This window comes from Achromobacter pulmonis (assembly GCF_002885955.2).
Lineage (GTDB): Bacteria > Pseudomonadota > Gammaproteobacteria > Burkholderiales > Burkholderiaceae_B > Achromobacter > Achromobacter pulmonis_A.
On record NZ_POQS01000003.1, the window covers coordinates 16,901 to 33,300 of the forward strand.

The 16,400-nt window shown below is 69.4% G+C and carries 15 protein-coding genes; 11 read left to right on the top strand and 4 right to left on the bottom strand.

Annotated elements, in window-relative coordinates; all coding sequences use genetic code 11:
- Positions 1–28: 28 nt before the first annotated feature.
- Both C1I89_RS11340 and C1I89_RS11345 read left to right on the top strand, forming a co-directional pair.
- Positions 29–2,095 carry a hydantoinase/oxoprolinase family protein gene (locus tag C1I89_RS11340; protein WP_102772894.1) on the top strand — a complete coding sequence of 689 codons (2,067 nt, stop codon included), beginning with the start codon at positions 29–31 and terminating at the stop codon, positions 2,093–2,095.
- Positions 2,079–3,800, top strand: coding sequence for a hydantoinase B/oxoprolinase family protein (locus C1I89_RS11345; protein ID WP_102772895.1), 1,722 nt, complete (start codon positions 2,079–2,081; stop codon positions 3,798–3,800). Before C1I89_RS11340 ends, C1I89_RS11345 begins: the two co-directional genes overlap by 17 nt.
- On the opposite strand, the gene C1I89_RS11350 is transcribed toward C1I89_RS11345, so the two are convergent.
- A complete protein-coding gene (locus tag C1I89_RS11350) occupies positions 3,787–4,590 on the bottom strand; it encodes a GntR family transcriptional regulator (protein ID WP_102772896.1) in 804 nt (267 codons plus the stop codon). The genes C1I89_RS11345 and C1I89_RS11350 overlap by 14 nt on opposite strands.
- Before the next feature lie 172 nt (positions 4,591–4,762).
- Between C1I89_RS11350 and C1I89_RS11355 the strand changes: the two genes are divergently transcribed.
- The 9 genes from C1I89_RS11355 to C1I89_RS11395 are packed head-to-tail and all read left to right on the top strand — an operon-like array spanning position 4,763 to position 13,009.
- Entirely contained in the window at positions 4,763–5,791 is a 1,029-nt protein-coding gene (locus tag C1I89_RS11355; protein ID WP_102772897.1) for an ABC transporter substrate-binding protein, read from the top strand.
- 25 nt (positions 5,792–5,816) lie between these two features.
- Positions 5,817–6,878, top strand: coding sequence for an ABC transporter ATP-binding protein (locus C1I89_RS11360; RefSeq protein WP_102772898.1), 1,062 nt, complete (start codon positions 5,817–5,819; stop codon positions 6,876–6,878).
- Complete coding sequence (locus tag C1I89_RS11365) at positions 6,875–7,741, top strand: ABC transporter permease (RefSeq protein ID WP_102772899.1); 867 nt, start codon at positions 6,875–6,877, stop codon at positions 7,739–7,741. The genes C1I89_RS11360 and C1I89_RS11365 overlap by 4 nt, the downstream gene beginning before the upstream one ends.
- A gap of 1 nt (position 7,742) precedes the next feature.
- Positions 7,743–8,543, top strand: coding sequence for an ABC transporter permease (locus tag C1I89_RS11370; protein WP_102772900.1), 801 nt, complete (start codon positions 7,743–7,745; stop codon positions 8,541–8,543).
- Positions 8,543–9,700: an NAD(P)/FAD-dependent oxidoreductase gene (locus C1I89_RS11375; protein ID WP_181390934.1), complete on the top strand. Its 1,158-nt coding sequence runs from the start codon at positions 8,543–8,545 to the stop codon at positions 9,698–9,700. Before C1I89_RS11370 ends, C1I89_RS11375 begins: the two co-directional genes overlap by 1 nt.
- Complete coding sequence (locus C1I89_RS11380) at positions 9,684–9,992, top strand: (2Fe-2S)-binding protein (protein WP_102772901.1); 309 nt, start codon at positions 9,684–9,686, stop codon at positions 9,990–9,992. Before C1I89_RS11375 ends, C1I89_RS11380 begins: the two co-directional genes overlap by 17 nt.
- A complete protein-coding gene (locus C1I89_RS11385; protein ID WP_102772902.1) occupies positions 9,989–11,431 on the top strand; it encodes an NAD(P)/FAD-dependent oxidoreductase in 1,443 nt (480 codons plus the stop codon). The genes C1I89_RS11380 and C1I89_RS11385 overlap by 4 nt, the downstream gene beginning before the upstream one ends.
- Positions 11,432–11,462: 31 nt before the next feature.
- Positions 11,463–12,626, top strand: a complete 1,164-nt coding sequence (locus C1I89_RS11390; protein WP_102772903.1) for an NAD(P)/FAD-dependent oxidoreductase — start codon at positions 11,463–11,465, stop codon at positions 12,624–12,626.
- On the top strand, positions 12,623–13,009 hold the full coding sequence (locus C1I89_RS11395) for a RidA family protein (RefSeq protein WP_102772904.1): 387 nt from the start codon (positions 12,623–12,625) through the stop codon (positions 13,007–13,009). Before C1I89_RS11390 ends, C1I89_RS11395 begins: the two co-directional genes overlap by 4 nt.
- Here C1I89_RS11395 and C1I89_RS11400 read toward each other — a convergent pair.
- The 3 genes from C1I89_RS11400 to C1I89_RS11410 all read right to left on the bottom strand — a co-directional run bounded on the left by C1I89_RS11400 (position 12,984) and on the right by C1I89_RS11410 (position 16,372).
- Positions 12,984–14,264, bottom strand: coding sequence for an amidohydrolase family protein (locus C1I89_RS11400; protein ID WP_102772905.1), 1,281 nt, complete (start codon positions 14,262–14,264; stop codon positions 12,984–12,986). The genes C1I89_RS11395 and C1I89_RS11400 overlap by 26 nt on opposite strands.
- Positions 14,265–14,337: 73 nt before the next feature.
- On the bottom strand, positions 14,338–15,288 hold the full coding sequence (locus C1I89_RS11405; protein ID WP_181390935.1) for an ABC transporter permease: 951 nt from the start codon (positions 15,286–15,288) through the stop codon (positions 14,338–14,340).
- Positions 15,289–15,298: 10 nt separating this feature from the next.
- Positions 15,299–16,372, bottom strand: a complete 1,074-nt coding sequence (locus C1I89_RS11410; RefSeq protein WP_102772907.1) for an ABC transporter permease — start codon at positions 16,370–16,372, stop codon at positions 15,299–15,301.
- Between the last annotated feature and the right edge of the window lie 28 nt (positions 16,373–16,400).

Here is a 16,400-nt window from a genome sequence, read left to right on the forward strand (position 1 = left end):
GCCCGCAAGACTCAATCTGGAAGAGAACATGTATCGCATAGGGATAGACGTCGGAGGCACGTTCACCGACTTCACGATGATCGACGAGGACGCCGGCACGGTGCACTTCCACAAGGTGCCTTCCACGCCGCACGATCCCTCCGAGGCCATCGCCGCCGGCATCGGCCAGATGCTGGAGCAGCGCGGCGTCTCGCCGGCGCAGGTGTCGCACGTGGGCCACGGCACGACCGTGGCCACCAACCTCATCATCGAACGCAAGGGCGCGCGAGTCGGGCTGATCACCACGCACGGCTTTCGCGACGTGCTGGAGATCGGCCGCCAGACGCGCCCGCACCTGTACGACTACAGCGTGGGCAAGCCGCCGGTGGCGGTGCCGCGCGAATTCCGCATCGAAGTCGCCGAGCGCGTCAATGCGGCGGGCGAGGTGCTGACGCCGCTGGACGAAGCCGCGGTGCGCGCGGCCGCCGAGCGCTACGCGCAGGCCGGCATCGAGGCGGTGACCATCTGCTTCCTGCACGCCTACCGCAATCCCGCGCACGAGCGCCGCGCCGCGCAGATCGTGGCCGAGGTCATGCCGCAGGCCTACATCAGCCTGTCTTCCGACGTGCTGCCCGAATTCCGCGAGTACGAGCGCCTGTCGACCACCGTGCTGAACGCCGCGGTGGGGCCGAAGATGGCGCGCTACCTGGAACGCTTCCTGCAGCGGGTGCGCGAGCTGGACATCCGCCACGAACCGCACACCATCCACTCCAACGGCGGCCTGATGTCCATCGCCACGGTGCGCCAGTATCCGGTGCGCACCTGCCTGTCCGGCCCGGCCGCGGGCGTGGTGGGCGCGGCGGCGGTGGGCCGCGCCATCGGCAGCCCGGACCTGGTGACTTTCGACGTGGGCGGCACCAGCACCGACGTGTCGCTGGTATGCGATGGCCGTCCGCTGTTCACTTCGCACCGCCAGGTGGCCGGCTATCCGGTCAAGACGCCCATGGTCGACATCCACGTGATCGGCGCCGGCGGCGGCAGCATCGCCTGGCTGGACGACGCGGGCGCGCTGAAGGTCGGCCCGCACAGCGCCGGCGCGGTGCCGGGGCCGGTGGGCTACGGCCGCGGCGGCCAGGAGCCGACCATCACCGACGCCGAGATCGCGCTGCAGCGCCTGAATCCGGTGGCGCTGCTGAACGGCCGCATGCCGGTGCACGCGCAGGCCGCGCGCCAGGTGATCGAGCAGCGCGTGGCCGAGCCGCTGGGGCTGGGCATGGAGGCGGCGGCCGAAGGCATTCTGCGCATCGCGGCGGCCAACATGAGCCGGGCCATCCGCGCGGTGTCGACCGAGCGCGGCTACGACCTGTCGCGTTTCGCCCTGTACGCCTACGGCGGCGCGGGTCCCTTGCATGCGGCCGAGGTGGCCGAGGAATGCGGCATTCCGACGGTGATCGTGCCGCAGGAGCCCGGCACCATGTGCGCGCGCGGTATTCTGCTCAGCGACATCTCCTTCGACTTCGTGCGCAGCGAAATCTCGCTGGCCAGCCCCGACAACTGGAGCGCGATCTCGGCCATCTTCGAGGAGCTGCGCGCGCAGGCCCGGGACTGGCTGGCCGAAGAGCGCGTGGACCCGGCCTTGCGCGCCTGCCACAGCGCCATCGACGCGCGCTACGAGGGCCAGAACTTCGAGGTGCAGGTCGGCCTGGACGATACCGGTCCCGGCGGCTATGCCGAGTTCGCGCGCCGCTTCGCCGAGGCGCACGAGCGCGAATACGGCTACACGGTGGACGACCGCAAGGTGCAGATCATCAATTGCCGCATGCAGGCCGTGGGCCAGGTGGTCAAGGCGCCGCTGGCGCCGCGCCACGTGGGCGGCGCGCTCGACGACGCCCTGCTGGGCAGGCGCCAGGCCTATTTCGGCGCCGGCCACGGCTGGGTGGACACGCCGGTCTACGACCGCGACCGCGTGCCCACCGGCGCACGCTTCACCGGCCCCGCGCTGCTCGAGGAAATGAGCTCCACCACCGTGGTCGGCGTGGGCCACCAGGCCAGCGTCGACGAATACGGCAACCTGATCATCCGCCTGCAAGGAGGCACGCATGAGCAAGACCGATAAGGCCGGCGCCGCCGCGCTGGCGGACCCCATCGGCATGGAGGTGTTCTGCAACCGCCTGCTGTCCATCACCGAGGACATGAACAACACGCTGGTGCGCGCCTCGTTCTCGACCAACATCAAGGAGCGCAAGGACTGCTCCGTGGCGCTGTTCGACGCGCGCGGCCGGCTGGTGGCGCAGGGCACGCAGATTCCGCTGCACCTGGGTTCGCTGGACGGCGCGATGGGCGCGATTCTGCGCAGCTATCCGCTGGACCGGATCCGCGAAGGCGACGTCTTCATCTGCAACGATCCCTATCTGGCCGACGGCAGCCACCTGCCGGACATCAACGTCGTCACCCCGGTCTTCTGGGACGGCGCGCTGCGCTTCTTCGCGGCCAATATCGCGCACCATTCCGACGTGGGCGGCGCGGTGCCGGGATCGATCGCGGGCGGCCTGAAATCCATCTTCGAGGAAGGCATACGCATTCCCGCCTGCCGCATCGCCAGGCATGGCGAAACCGACGAGGACATGCTGCGCCTGATCTGCGCCAACACCCGCGACCCGGAGGAACGGGTGCTGGACCTGCGGGTGCAGATGGCCACCAACCGGCGCGGCGCGGCCGCCGTGCAGGGCCTGATCCGGCAGATGGGGCTGGACGCGGTGCTGCGTTCGGTGGACGACGTGATCGCCTATACGCGGCGCAGGCTGCTCAACCGCATCGCCGAACTGCGCCAGGGCAGCTACACCTTCCGCAGCGACCTGGACGACGATGGCATGGGCGGCGATCCCGTGCCCATCCAGGTGACGCTGACCGTCGGCCCGGACAACCTGCATTTCGATTTCGAGGGCTCCGGCGGGCAGGCGCGCGGCGCGATGAACCTGCCGTTCAACGCCCTGCGCGCCTGCGTGTACTACGCCGTCAAGGCGCTGCTGGACCCCGAACTGGCGCCCAACGCCGGCCTGTTCGATCCGATCACGCTGTCCGCCCCGGTGGGCACCATCACCAATCCCGAGCATCCGGCCGCCGTGGGCGCGCGCTCCATCACGGCGCAGAAGGTGGCGGGCGCGATCTTCGGCGCGTTCCGCGGCCTGCTGCCGCCGGACAAGATCATGGCGTCCAGCAACGACTGCTGCCCGGCGATCGTGTTCTCTGGCCGCTGGCGCGAGCGCGCCGGGCATTTCGTGTACCTGGAAACGCTGGGCGGCGGCGCCGGCGCGCGCCTGGACGCCGACGGCATGGACGCGGTGCACGTGCACATGACCAATACCTCCAACCTGCCGGTGGAAGCGCTGGAAAACGAGTATCCGCTGCTGATGGACGAGTACGCGCTGATCCCGGACTCGGGCGGCGCGGGCCGCACCCGCGGCGGCCTGGCCATCGCCAAGCAGATCCGCGCGGCCGGCCCGGGCATCGTGTTCTCGGCGCGCTCGGACAGCCACACCGTGGGCGTGGCGGCCGGCGTGGACGGCGGCGGCGACGGACGCCGTGCGCGCCTGATCCGCAATTTCGGCACGCCGCAGGAAGAAATGCTGTTTTCCAAGACCGCCAACATCGCGCTGGCGCCGGGCGAAAGCGTGCGCATCGAAACCCCCGGCGGCGGCGGCTACGGCCCGCCTTCGGAGCGGCCGCTGGCGCGCATCGAACGGGACCTGGCCGACGGCAAGGTCAGCGCCCAGGCCGCGCGCGCCGCCTACGGCGAGCGCGCGGCGTTCACGCCACGTTGAGCGTCATGGAGTATTTCATCCTGTCGTGGGGGAAGGTGGTGATGGTGGCCAGCAGCAGCACGCCGCCCTCGCCATAGTAGCGGCGCGTGATGACGAAGCCCGCCGTTTTCGGTTCGACCCGCAGCTGCCGCGCCATCGGCGCGCCGATGGGGGTGGCCGAGAACTCCTGGTTGACTTCGGTGATGCGCTCGCCGAAGTGGTCTTCGATCAGGCGCAGCAGCGAGATGCGCGACTTGACCTCGACCTGGACGCCCGAATGGGCCGGGTCGGCATAGATCAGCGTGCAGGCCGCGGGCGTGTCCTGGTCGTCCAGGGTCTTGATGGAGTTGATATGCAGCCAGGACAAGCCGGCTTCGCAGCCCAGCGTTTCGGCCAGCCGCTTGCCGAGCTTGACGGTGCGCACGTCGCGCACCAGCAGCGCGGCGTTGCGCGCGTACTGCAGCAGGTCGGGAAACTGCGAAATGCGCTGCGTGAAACGGGTGCTGGCGCGCGCGGTCTCGACCCGCGTGCCCACGCCGGGGCGGCGCGACACCATGCCGGCCACGGTCAGCATGCGCACGGCTTCGCGCACGGTATGGCGGCTGGCGTCGAACATTTCGCACAGCTCGTGTTCGGTGGGCAGCAGCGTCATGACGGGGTAGCGGCCGGTGCGGATGTCGTGCGAGAGCGTGCGGAAAATGCTCTTGTAGCGGGGGCCGTCGGACTCGCCGCCCGGCGCCGGAGATTCCGGTTTGCCGTGTGCTTGCCGCGCCCCGCCGGGGCCGGCCGCGCGCTCGGAGGATCGGGTCATGGGAAGGCTCCTGCAATCGTTATATGGGGTTTATACGGACAATAACCCATTGACAATGGCGTCTTGCGAGATCCATCATTTGTCCGGATGTTCATGTCCGGACAAATTGTACGCCGCTCCGGCCGGCATTCGGCGGTTCTTGCAGTTTTCTTCCAAATATTCGGGGGTTTTCATGGGCAAGGTACTTGCAGTGCTCGCGGCGGCGGCGATGGCCGCCGGACTCGGCGCCAACGCGCAGGCGCAGAAACTGGTGGTGGCCGGATACGGCGGCTCGTTCGAAGACATCATGCGCAAGGAGATCTTCCCGCCTTTCGCCAAGCAGCACGGCGTCGAGCTGAACTACGTGGCCGGCAACTCCACCAACACGGTGGCGCGCCTGCAGGCGCAGAAGAGCAACCAGCAGGTCGACGTGGCCATCATCGACGACGGCCCCATGTACCAGGCCATCGCGCTGGGCTTCTGCGCGCCCATCAAGGGCCTGCCCGCCGACGACCTGTACGGAACGGCCCGCTACAAGGACGACAAGGCGGTGGCCATCGGCATCGTGGCCACCGGCATCATGTACAACAAGAAGGCCTTCGAGGAAAAGAAATGGGCGCCGCCCGAGTCCTGGAAGGACCTGAAGGACCCCAAGTACAAAAAGCAGCTGGTGATCCCGCCGCTGAACAACACCTACGGCCTGCACGCGCTGGTGGAGTACGCGCGCGAAGGCGGCGGCGGCGAGAAGAAAATCGATCCGGGCTTCGCCACCTTCAAGAACGAGGTCGGCCCCAACGTGCTGGTCTATGAGCCCTCGCCCGGCAAGATGACGGAACTGTTTTCCAGCGGCCAGGCGGTGATCTCGGTCTGGGGCAGCGGCCGCGTCAAGGCGTTCGCCGATACCGGCTTCCCGGTGGGCTTCGTGTATCCCAAGGAAGGCGCCTACGCGCTGCTGTCGTCGGTCTGCCCGGTGGCCAAGCCCGACGCCAATCCGCTGGCCCAGACCTTCGTGCAATACCTGGTCTCGCCCGAGGTGCAGGAGAAGCTGGCCTCGGCCTACGGCTACGGCCCGGTCAACAAGAAGGCCAAGGTCACCGACGATCCCCGCGTGCCGCTGCCCATCGGCAAGCGCGCCGACGACCTGATCGTGATCGACTGGGACACCGTCAACCAGAACCGCGACGACTGGAACAAGCGCTGGACGCGGGAAATCGAGCGCTGAGACCGCGCAGCCCACGGGAGCATCCATGACTTATCTCGTTTTGAACGGCCTGAGCAAGCGCTATGGCGACACGGTGGCGGTGCAGGACCTGAGCCTGTCCGTGAACCGCGGCGAGTTCATATCGCTGCTGGGGCCGTCCGGCTGCGGCAAGACCACCACGCTGCAGATGATCGCGGGCTTCGTCGAGCCCACCGGCGGCAGCATCGTGCTCGACGGCAGGGACGTCAGCAAGGTGCCGGCCAACAAGCGCGGGCTGGGCATGGTGTTCCAGAACTACGCCCTGTTTCCGCACATGACGGCGGCCGAGAACGTGTCTTTCGGACTGGAGATGCAGCGGGTCCGCAAGGACGAGCGCGAGGCGCGCGTGGCCGAAGCGCTCAAGCTGGTGGGCCTGTCGCACCTGGCCGACCGTCATCCGGCGCGCATGTCGGGCGGGCAGCAGCAGCGCGTGGCGCTGGCGCGCGCGCTGGTCATCCGGCCCAGCGTGCTGCTGCTCGACGAGCCGCTGTCCAACCTGGACGCCAAGCTGCGCGAGGAAATGCAGCTTGAACTGCGCAGCATCCAGCGCACGGTGGGCACCACCACCATCCTGGTGACGCACGACCAGTCCGAGGCGCTGGCGCTGTCGGACCGGGTCGTGGTGATGAACCAGGGGCGCGTGGAACAGGTGGCCGAGCCGTTCCAGGCGTACGAAGGCCCGGCCAGCCAGTTCGTGGGCGGCTTCCTGGGCAAGGCGAACGTGTTCACGCCGCAGGCCGAAGACTATGGCGGCGAGACGCGCGCGCGCATCGGCGAGGCGCACCTGAGCATGGAAGGCGCGCCGGTGCCGCGCGGCGCCGTGATCGTGCGCCCCGAGAAAATCCTGTTTTCCGAGCCCGCCGCCTGTGCGCTGCCCGGGCGCATGAAGGCCCGCGTATTCCAGGGCAACCACTGGCTGTGCCAGGTCGAGACCTCGGTGGGCGACGTGCTGGTGATACGCCAGAACGACGGCGTGCCGGTGCCGGCCGAAGGCGAGGCCGTGCACCTGCGCTGGCGCGCGCAGGACATGTGCGCGGTGGACGCGGCGCCGCAAGGCCGGCCGTCATGAGCGCGCGCGCCAATCCCTGGCTGCTGAGCACGCCGGCGCTTGCGCTGTACGCCACCTTTCTGGTGGTGCCGATGGCGCTGGTGATCCTGATCAGCTTCTTCGACTTCCAGTTCTACGGCGGCATGCAGGCCGCGTTCACCTGGAAAAACTACGCCGAGATATTTTCCGACGGCTATTACTACGAGATCTACGCCCGCACCTTCGGCGTGGCCGCCGCGGTCACGCTGGCCTGTCTGGTGCTGGGTACGGCCGAGGCCTACGTGCTGTCGCGCATGGCCAATCCGTGGAAGGGCCTGTTCCTGATGGTGGTGCTGGGGCCGCTGCTGATATCGGTGGTGGTGCGCACGCTGGGCTGGGCGCTGCTGTTCGGCTCCACCGGCCTGATCAACCAGGCGCTGATGGGCATAGGGCTGATCTCCACGCCGATAGACCTGATGTACAGCAACCTGGGCGTGGCCATCGCGCTGACCCACGTGCTGGTGCCCTTCATGGTGATCTCGGTGTGGGCCTCGCTGCAGCGGATCAATCCGTCGACCGAAGCCGCGGCGCTGTCGCTGGGCGCGACGCAGTTCACCGTGATCTGGCGCGTGGTGATTCCGCAGGTCATGCCGGGCATTTTGTCGGGCGCGATCATGGTGTTCGCGATGGCGGCCAGCTCCTTCGCCACGCCGGCCATCATCGGCGGACGGCGCCTGAAGAACGTGGCCACGGCCGCCTACGACGAGTTCCTGAACACCTTGAACTGGCCGCTGGGCGCGGCGCTGGCGGTGGTGCTGCTGCTGGCCACCGTGGTGGTGCTGCTGTCGGCCAACCGCATCATCGAGCGCAAGTACGGCGCGGTCTTCAACCAGGCGGGAGGCTGAGATGCCATTCAAGAACGGTCCCATCGGCCTGCTGTTCCATACGCTCTTCATTCTTTTCATCCTGGCGCCCATCGTCATGGTGTGCGCGGTGGCGTTCACGTCCGAAGGCTTCATCTCCCTGCCTTCGGGCGGGCTGTCGCTGCGCTGGTTCCGCGCCATCCTGGACAACCCGCGCTTCGTCGACGCCTTCTGGTTCAGCCTGGGCCTGGGCGCGCTGTCGGCCAGCCTGGCCATCGTGCTGGCCGTGCCCAGCGCGCTGGCGCTGGCGCGCAACCGCTTTCGCGGACGCGAAGCGCTGGTGGCGTTTTTCCTGTCGCCGCTGATGATTCCGCACGTGGTGCTGGGCCTGGCCTTCCTGAAGTTCTTCACCACGGTGGACCTGGCGGGCACGTATTTCGGCCTGGTGGTGGCGCACGTGATTCTGATCATGCCTTATGCGCTGCGCCTGGTGCTGGCCTCGGCCACCGGCATAGACCCGGCGCTGGAGCGCGCGGCGCAATCGCTGGGCGCGTCCAACTGGACGGCGTTCCGGCGGGTGGTGCTGCCGCTGCTGCTGCCGGGCGTGGTCAGCGGCTGGGTGATCGCCTTCATCACCAGCTTCGACGAACTGACGATGTCCATCTTCATCGCCTCGCCGTCGACCACCACGCTGCCCGTGCGCATCTTCCTGCACATCGAAGACACGATCGACCCGCTGGTGACCGCGGTGTCGGCCGTGCTGATCTACGTGACCATCATCGCCATATTCATCCTGGACCGCGCGGTGGGCCTGGAGAAGCTGTTTGTAGGAAAGGGACGCTAATGACGGAAGAAACGGAACTGGCGCCGCGTGCGCCCGCGCATCGCGGGATCTACGACGCGGCGGTGATAGGCGGAGGACTGGTCGGTTCGGCCATCGCCTACGGCCTGCGGCGCGAACTGGACCACGTGGCCGTGCTGGACGAGGGCGACGTCGCCTACCGGGCCTCGCGCGGCAACTTCGGGCTGGTCTGGGTGCAGAGCAAGGGCATGGGCCTGCCGCGCTACGGCGTGTGGACCATGACCTCGGCCATGGGCTGGCCGCGGCTGGCGGCGCAGCTGCTGGAGGAAACCGGCGTGGACGTGCACCTGGAGCAGCGCGGCGGCCTGCATGCGCTGTTGAGCGAAGAGGAGCTGGAGGCCCGCGTCAAGTTCATGCAGACCCTGCTGGCGCAGCCCGGCATGGCGAGCTACGACTGGAAGCTGCTGGACCGCGCCGAGCTCGCGGACCTGGTGCCGGGCATCGGCCCGGAAGTGCGCGGCGCGACCTGGACGCCGGTCGACGGCATCGCCAACCCGCTCAAGCTGCTGCGCGCGCTGCACATGAGTTTTGCACAGCGGGTTGTGGACTACCTGCCGCGCCGTCCGGCGCAGCGCATCCGCCAGCGCGACGGCGTGTTCGAGATCGACACGCCGGCCGGCGCCGTGCGCGCGCGCAAGCTGGTGCTGGCCTCGGGCCTGTCCAACAAGGCGCTGGGCGCGCAACTGGGCCTGGACGTGCCGGTGCGCCCGCAGCGCGGCCAGATCGTGGTGCTGGAGCGCACGCGCCGCATGCTGGAGACGCCGCTGTCCACTCTGCGCCAGACCGACGAAGGCACCTGGCTGATCGGCGATTCGCAGGAAGAGGCGGGTTACGCCGACAACCAGGTGGGCCTGCCCATCCTGGGCACGCTGGCCGACCGCGCCGTGCGCACCCTGCCGGCGCTGCGCGACGTGCGCGTGGTGCGCAGCTGGGCGGCGCTGCGCGTGATGTCCAAGGACGGTTTCCCGATCTATCAGCAATCCGAAACGTGCCCGGGGGCGTTCGTCGCCACCTGCCACAGCGGCGTGACGCTGGCGGCCGCGCACGCGCTCAATCTGGCGCCCATGATCGCCGCCGGCTCGATGGCCGACGACATGGCGCCGTTCTCGACCCGGAGGTTCCATGTTCAAGAGGCTTGACGAGGCGCAGCGCCAGGCGCAGGACGCGCCGGTGCGTGTAACGGTCAACGGCGCCGAGCTGCGCTGCCGCCAGGGCGACAGCGTCGCCGCGGCGTTGTTCGCCGGCGGCGTGCAGGCCTGTCGCGACACGGCCGTCAACGAAGTGCCGCGCGGTCCCTATTGCATGATGGGCGTGTGCTACGACTGCCTGGTCACCATCGACGGCCAGGCCAACCAGCAGGGCTGCATGACGGCCGTGCGCGAAGGCATGAAAATCGAGCGCCAGCTGGGCGCGCGCAAGGTGCAGGCATGATCGATACGACGCAATGCGATTTGCTGGTGGTGGGCGCGGGGCCGGCCGGACTGGCGGCGGCCACGCTGGCCGCGAAGCTGGGCGTGGACACGGTGCTGCTGGACGAACAGCCGGCGCCGGGCGGGCAGATCTACCGCGCCATCACCACCACTCCGGTGACCGACCGCGGCATCCTGGGCGAGGACTACTGGCATGGCGCCTCGCTGGTGACGCCCTTCCAGCAGTCGGGCGCGCGCTACGTGCCGGGCGCCACCGTGTGGGCCGTGGCCGAGCACACCGCGCCGCAGCCCGAGAAAGGTTTCGAGGTGGCGTATTCGGTGGCGGGCGAGGCGCGCATCGTGCACGCGCGCCGGCTGCTGCTGGCCACCGGCGCGCAGGAGCGCCCTTTCCCCATTCCGGGCTGGACGCTGCCGGGCGTGATCACCGCCGGCGCGGCGCAGATCCTGCTGAAGTCCGCGGGCGTGGTGCCGGCCGACCGCACGGTGCTGGCCGGCTGCGGCCCGCTGCTGTACCTGGTGGCCTGGCAGTACCTGAACGCGGGCGTGAAGATCGACGCGCTGCTGGAGACCACGCCGCCGGGACGCATGGGCCAGGCGCTGCCGAAAGTCTGGGGCTTTCTGCGTTCGCCCTACCTGGGCAAGGGCCTGAAGCTGCTGCGCGCGGTCAAGGCGGCGGTGCCCATCGTCCGCGGCGTGACGGCGCTGGAGGCGCTGGGCGAGGGCAAGCTGCAAAGCGTGCGCTATACGGCCGGCGGCGTCACCAAGACCTTGCCCGCCGAGCAGCTGATGCTGCACCAGGGTGTGGTGCCCAACGTGAACCTGTCGCGCGCCGTGGGCGCGGAGCATCGCTGGAACGAGGCGCTGGACTGCTGGGAGCCCAAGGTCGACGAATGGGGCCTGACCTCGGTGGACGGCATCGGCATGGCCGGCGACGGCGCGGGTATCGCGGGCGCGCTGGCGGCCGAACACCGCGGCCGGCTGGCGGCCTTGCAGGCCGCCCACCTGCTGGGCCGCATCGACGCCGCCCGGCGCGACGGCGAAGCCGCGGCGCCACGCGCGGCCCTGGCCCGCGCGGTCCGCGGCCGCGAGTTCTTCGACGCGCTGTACAAGGCGCCCGAGGCCTTCCGGCGGCCCACCGGCGACACCATCGTGTGTCGCTGCGAGGAAGTCACCGCCGCCCAGGTGCGCGAGACCGTCAAGCTGGGATGTTCCGGACCGAACCAGATGAAGGCCTTTCTGCGCTGCGGCATGGGGCCGTGCCAGGGCCGCTTCTGCGGCCTGACGGTGTCCGAGATCATCGCCGAGGAGCGCGGCGTGCCGACGCCGGAAGTGGGCTATTACCGGCTGCGCTTCCCGACCAAGCCGCTGACGCTGGGAGAACTGGCGTCGCTGCCGCAGACGGACGAATCCCGGCAGGCCGTCGTCCGTTTAAAAAAGTAAACCGCTGCGCGCACTTGAATAGGAAACGGACATGACCGGCGCCACGCCGTCTGCGGAAGTCATCATCATCGGCGGCGGGCTGCACGGCAGCTCGGCGGCGCTGCATCTGGCGCGCGCGGGCGTGCGGGCCCTGGTGATCGAAAAGAACTATGCGGGCCGGCATGCCTCGGGCGTGAACGCCGGCGGCGTGCGCACCTTGTCGCGCCATCTGGCCGAGGTGCCGCTGGCGCTGGCCTCGCGCGAGCTCTGGTATCGCATCGGCGAACTGGTGGACGACGATTGCGGCTTCGAGCAGCACGGCCAGGTGCGCGTGGCCGAGAACGCCGAGGACGCCGCGCTGCTGCGCGCCCGGCTACAGACCATGACCGGGCACGGCTACACCCACGAACAGTGGATAAGTCCCGAAGCCCTGCGCGAGCTGATTCCGGCGCTGGCGCCCACGGTGCAGGGCGGGCTGATCGCGCGCGAGGACGCCGCCGCCGATCCGTACCGCACCACGCTGGCCTTCCGCATGAAGGCGGCCAGCCTGGGGGCGCGCTACCTGGAGGGCGTGCGCGTGCTCCGGGTGACGCGCGAGGCCGGCCAGTGGCGCGTGGACACGGATGCCAGCGTCTACACCGCGCCGAAGGTGCTGAACTGCGCCGGCGCCTGGGCCGACCGCATCGCCGAGCAATGGGGAGAACCGGTGCCGCTGACCGCGATCAGCCCCATGATGCTGGTGACGCTGCGCATGGACCATTTCCTGGACCCCGTGGTGCTGGGCACGGGCCGCGCCTTGTCGTTCAAGCAGCGCGCCAATGGCACGGTGCTGATCGGCGGCGGGCGGCGCGCCTGGGTGGACCGCGACGCGGAATGGACCGAACTGGATTTCCGCTCGCTGGCCGAGGGCGCGCGCACGGTCTGCGACCTGTTCCCGCACATGCGCGACGCGGTCGTGAACCGCGGCTGGGCCGGCATCGAGGCCGCCATGCCCGACGAGATCCCCGTGATCGGCCGCAGCAGCCGCCACGAGACCGCTTTCCACGCCTTCGGCTTTTCGGCCCACGGCTTCGAGCTGGGGCCCATCGTGGGCCGTATCATGGCCGACCTGATCACCACCGGCGCGACCGACATGCCGATCGCGCCGTTCAGTATCGAACGCTTTACCAACCCCGCATCGGGGGACCATTCATCCGCAAAGGAGCAAGCAGAATGACCGATATCGTGCGCAAGGATTCCAACCAGCGCCTGAGCCGCATCGTGATCCACGGCGAGACGGTGTACCTGGCGGGCGTGACCTCGTCGGCGGCCGGCGGCATCGCCGAGCAGACGCGCGACGTGCTGGCCAAGATAGACGGCTATCTGGCGCAGGCCGGCACGGACAAGTCGCGCCTGCTGTCCGTGCAGATCTGGCTGAAGGACATCGACCGCGATTTCGCCGGCATGAACGCGGTGTGGGCCGAATGGGCGCCGTCGCAGGCGATGCCGGCCCGCGCCACCTGCGAGGCCAAGCTGGCCGCGCCGGAGCTGCTGGTGGAGATCATCGTGACGGCGGCGCGGCGTCCGGGCTTCGTCAGCGGTCCGGTGTCTGAAAGCTGACCTGGGCGGGGCGGCCGGGCAGGTTGAGCGTGGCGGTGGCCGGCGGCGTGGTCGCGATGACCTCGCCGGCGCGCATCACCATCAGGCGGGTGGCGCGCAGGCGCAGCGCTTCGACGGGATCGCGCGCCTGTAGCAGCACCAGGTCGGCGCGCTTGCCGACCGCCAGCCCGGTGTCGTCCAGCCCCAGGATGGCGGCGGGCGTGCTCGTCACGGCCTGGAAACAGGCGCGCATCGCGTCCTGGCCCGTCATCTGGGCCACGTGCAGGCCCATGTGGGCGACCTCCAGCATGTCGCCCGAACCCAGGCTGTACCAGGGGTCCATCACGCAGTCGTGGCCGAAGGCCACCGGCACGCCGGCGGCCAGCAGTTCTGGCACGCGGGTCATGCCGCGGCGCTTCGGATAGGTGTCGTGGCGGCCCTGCAACGTGATGTTGATCAGCGGATTGGCGATCGCCGCCACGCCGGCTTCGCGCATCAGCGGGATCAGCTTGGAGACGTAATAGTTGTCCATGGAATGCATGGACGTCAGATGCGAACCCGTGACGCGGCCTTGCAGGCCGAGGCGCTGCGTGTGATAGGCCAGGGTTTCGATGTGGCGCGACAGGGGGTCGTCGCTTTCGTCGCAATGCATGTCCACGCGCAGGCCGCGTTCGGCGGCCAGTTCGCACAGGATGCGCACCGATTCGGCGCCGTCCTGCATGGTGCGTTCGAAATGGGGAATGCCGCCCACCACGTCCACGCCCATGTCCAGCGCCCGCTTCAGGTTGTCGAGCGCGCCGGGGGCGCGCAGCACGCCGTCCTGCGGGAACGCCACCAGCTGCAGGTCCAGGTAGGGCTTGACCCGTTCGCGCACGTGCAGCAGCGCCTCGACGGCCAGCAGGCGCGGGTCGCACACGTCCACGTGCGAACGGATGGCCAGCAGGCCGCGGGCCACGGCCCAATCGCAGTACGCCAGCGCGCGCTCCACCAGCGCTTCCTGCGTCAGCAGCGGTTTGAGTTCGCCCCACAGCGCGATGCCTTCGAGCAGCGTGCCCGACTGGTTCACGCGCGGCAGGCCGAATGACAGCGTGGAGTCCATATGGAAGTGCGCGTCCACGAAGGGCGACGTCACCAGCTGCCCCGCGGCGTCCACCGTGCGGGCCGCTGCGGCCTTCAGCGCCGGTTCCAGCGCCGCGATGCGGCCATCGGCGATGCCGATGTCGATGTCCCGGCGGCCGTCGGGCAGCGTGCAGTTCTTGATGATCAGGTCGAGCATGAGGTTCCTTGCTGAAGATTTCAGTCGGTCGCCGTGGCGCTGCCCCCGGGGGAAGCGCGTAGCGCTCGGGGGCTTATCTTTCGCCTTTTCGATAGGGCTTCATCAGCGCTTGCGGGTAGGCGGCGCGGCGCGCCATCACCACCAAGGCGAGTATGGAAAGAATATAGGGCAGCATCAGGTAGACCTGATACGGCAGTTCCGGCAGCCCGGGCAAAGCCGCGCCGCCCTGCTGCATGCGCAGCTGCAGCGCGTCGAAGAAGGCGAAGATCAGCGCGCCCAGCAGCGCCTTGCCGGGACGCCACGAGGCGAACACCACCAGCGCCACGCAGACCCAGCCGCGGCCGTTGACCATGTTGAAGAAGAAGGCGTTGAAGGCGGCCAGCGTCAGGAAGCTGCCGGCCACGCCCATCAGCGCGGAGCCGGCCACGATGGCGCCCATGCGCAGGTGCGTCACCGACAGGCCCTGGCCTTCGGCGGCGGCCGGGTTCTCGCCCACCATGCGGATCGCCAGGCCGACCGGGCTGCGGTTCAGCACCCAGGCCAGCAGCGGCACGGCGGCCAGCGCGATCAGCGTCATGGGCGTCTGCCCTGCCAGCACCGGCCCGATCAGCGGGATGCCGTCGAGGAACTTCATTTCCGCGAACGGGGTGATGGTGGGCGGCGTGTTCACGCTGGGAAAGGTGACGCGGTAGGCGAAGTAGCTGAGGCTGGTGGCCAGCAGCGTCACGCCCAGGCCCGAGACGTGCTGCGACAGCCCCAGCGGCACGGTCAGCACCGCGTGCAGCAGGCCGAACGCGGCGCCGGCCAGCCCCGCGGCCAGCACCCCCACGTAGAGCGGCGCGCCCAGGTACACGGCCAGCCAGCCGGTGAAGGCCCCGGCCACCATGATGCCTTCGATGCCCAGGTTCAGCACGCCGGCGCGTTCGCACAGCAGCACGCCCAGCGTGCCCAGTATCAGCGGCGTGGCCAGGCGCAGCACGGCGACCCAGAAGGCCGCGGAACTCATCAGATCCATCCATTCCATGATGCGTTTCTCAGGCGGGGTTGCGGCGCAGGCGGTACTGCGCGAACAGGGTCGCGACCAGCATGGCCAGCAGCGACGTGGCGACGATGACGTCGGCGATGTAGTTGGGCACGGCGATGGCGCGGCTCATGCTGTCGGCGCCCACCAGCATGCCGGCCACGAACAGACTGGCCAGGATCACGCCCAGCGGGTGCAGCCCCGCCAGCATGGCGACCACCACGCCGGTGTAGCCGTAGCCCGGCGACATGTCCAGCGTGACGTAGCCGGTGCGGCCCGCCACCTCGATGGCGCCAGCCAGGCCGGCCAGCGCGCCGGACAGCATGGCGGTGCCGAGCATGACGCGGTTGACCGGCAGGCCCAGAAAGCGCGAGGCGTGGGCGTTGGCGCCCACCGCGCGCATCTGGAAGCCGAACACGGTGTAGCGGTTCAGGAGCCACAGCCCGAGCGCCAGCCCGGCGGCCCACAGCAGGCCGGTGTGGGCGCGCGTGCGCTCGATCAGCTTGCCCAGCTCCAGATCGCCGTTGAGCGCCACGGATTGCGGCCAGCCCATGGCCATGGGGTCTTTCATGGGGCCGTCCAGCATCATGGACACGAACAGCAGCACGATGAAATTGCCCAGCAGGGTCGTGACCACTTCGTCCACGCCCAGCCGGGTCTTGAGCAGCGCCGGTATCAGCAGCAGCAAGGCGCCGGCCAGCGCGGCGGCCAGCATCATGCCGCCGAACAGCACGGGCGCCGGCAGGTCGAAGCCGGTGCCGTCATGCAGCCCGCCGACGGCGACCGCGGCCAGCGCGCCCAGGTACAGCTGGCCTTCGGCGCCGATGTTGTAGAAGCGGGCGCGAAAGGCCACGGCGCAGGCCAGGCCGGTCAGCATCAGCGGCGTGGCGCGCGTGAGCGTTTCCGACAGCGCGAAGCGCGAGCCGAAGGCGCCGTCGAACAGCAGCGCGTAGGTGCGGCCCACGGGCGCGCCGGCCCAGGCCACCAGCACCGTACAGACGGCCAGCGTAAAGAGGATGGCCGCGACGGGGGCCAGCGCCAGCGCCAGGCGGCTGGGCTCGGGGCGGCGTTCCAGGATCAGTTTCATGCGAAAGATGCTCAGTAGTAAGGACGCC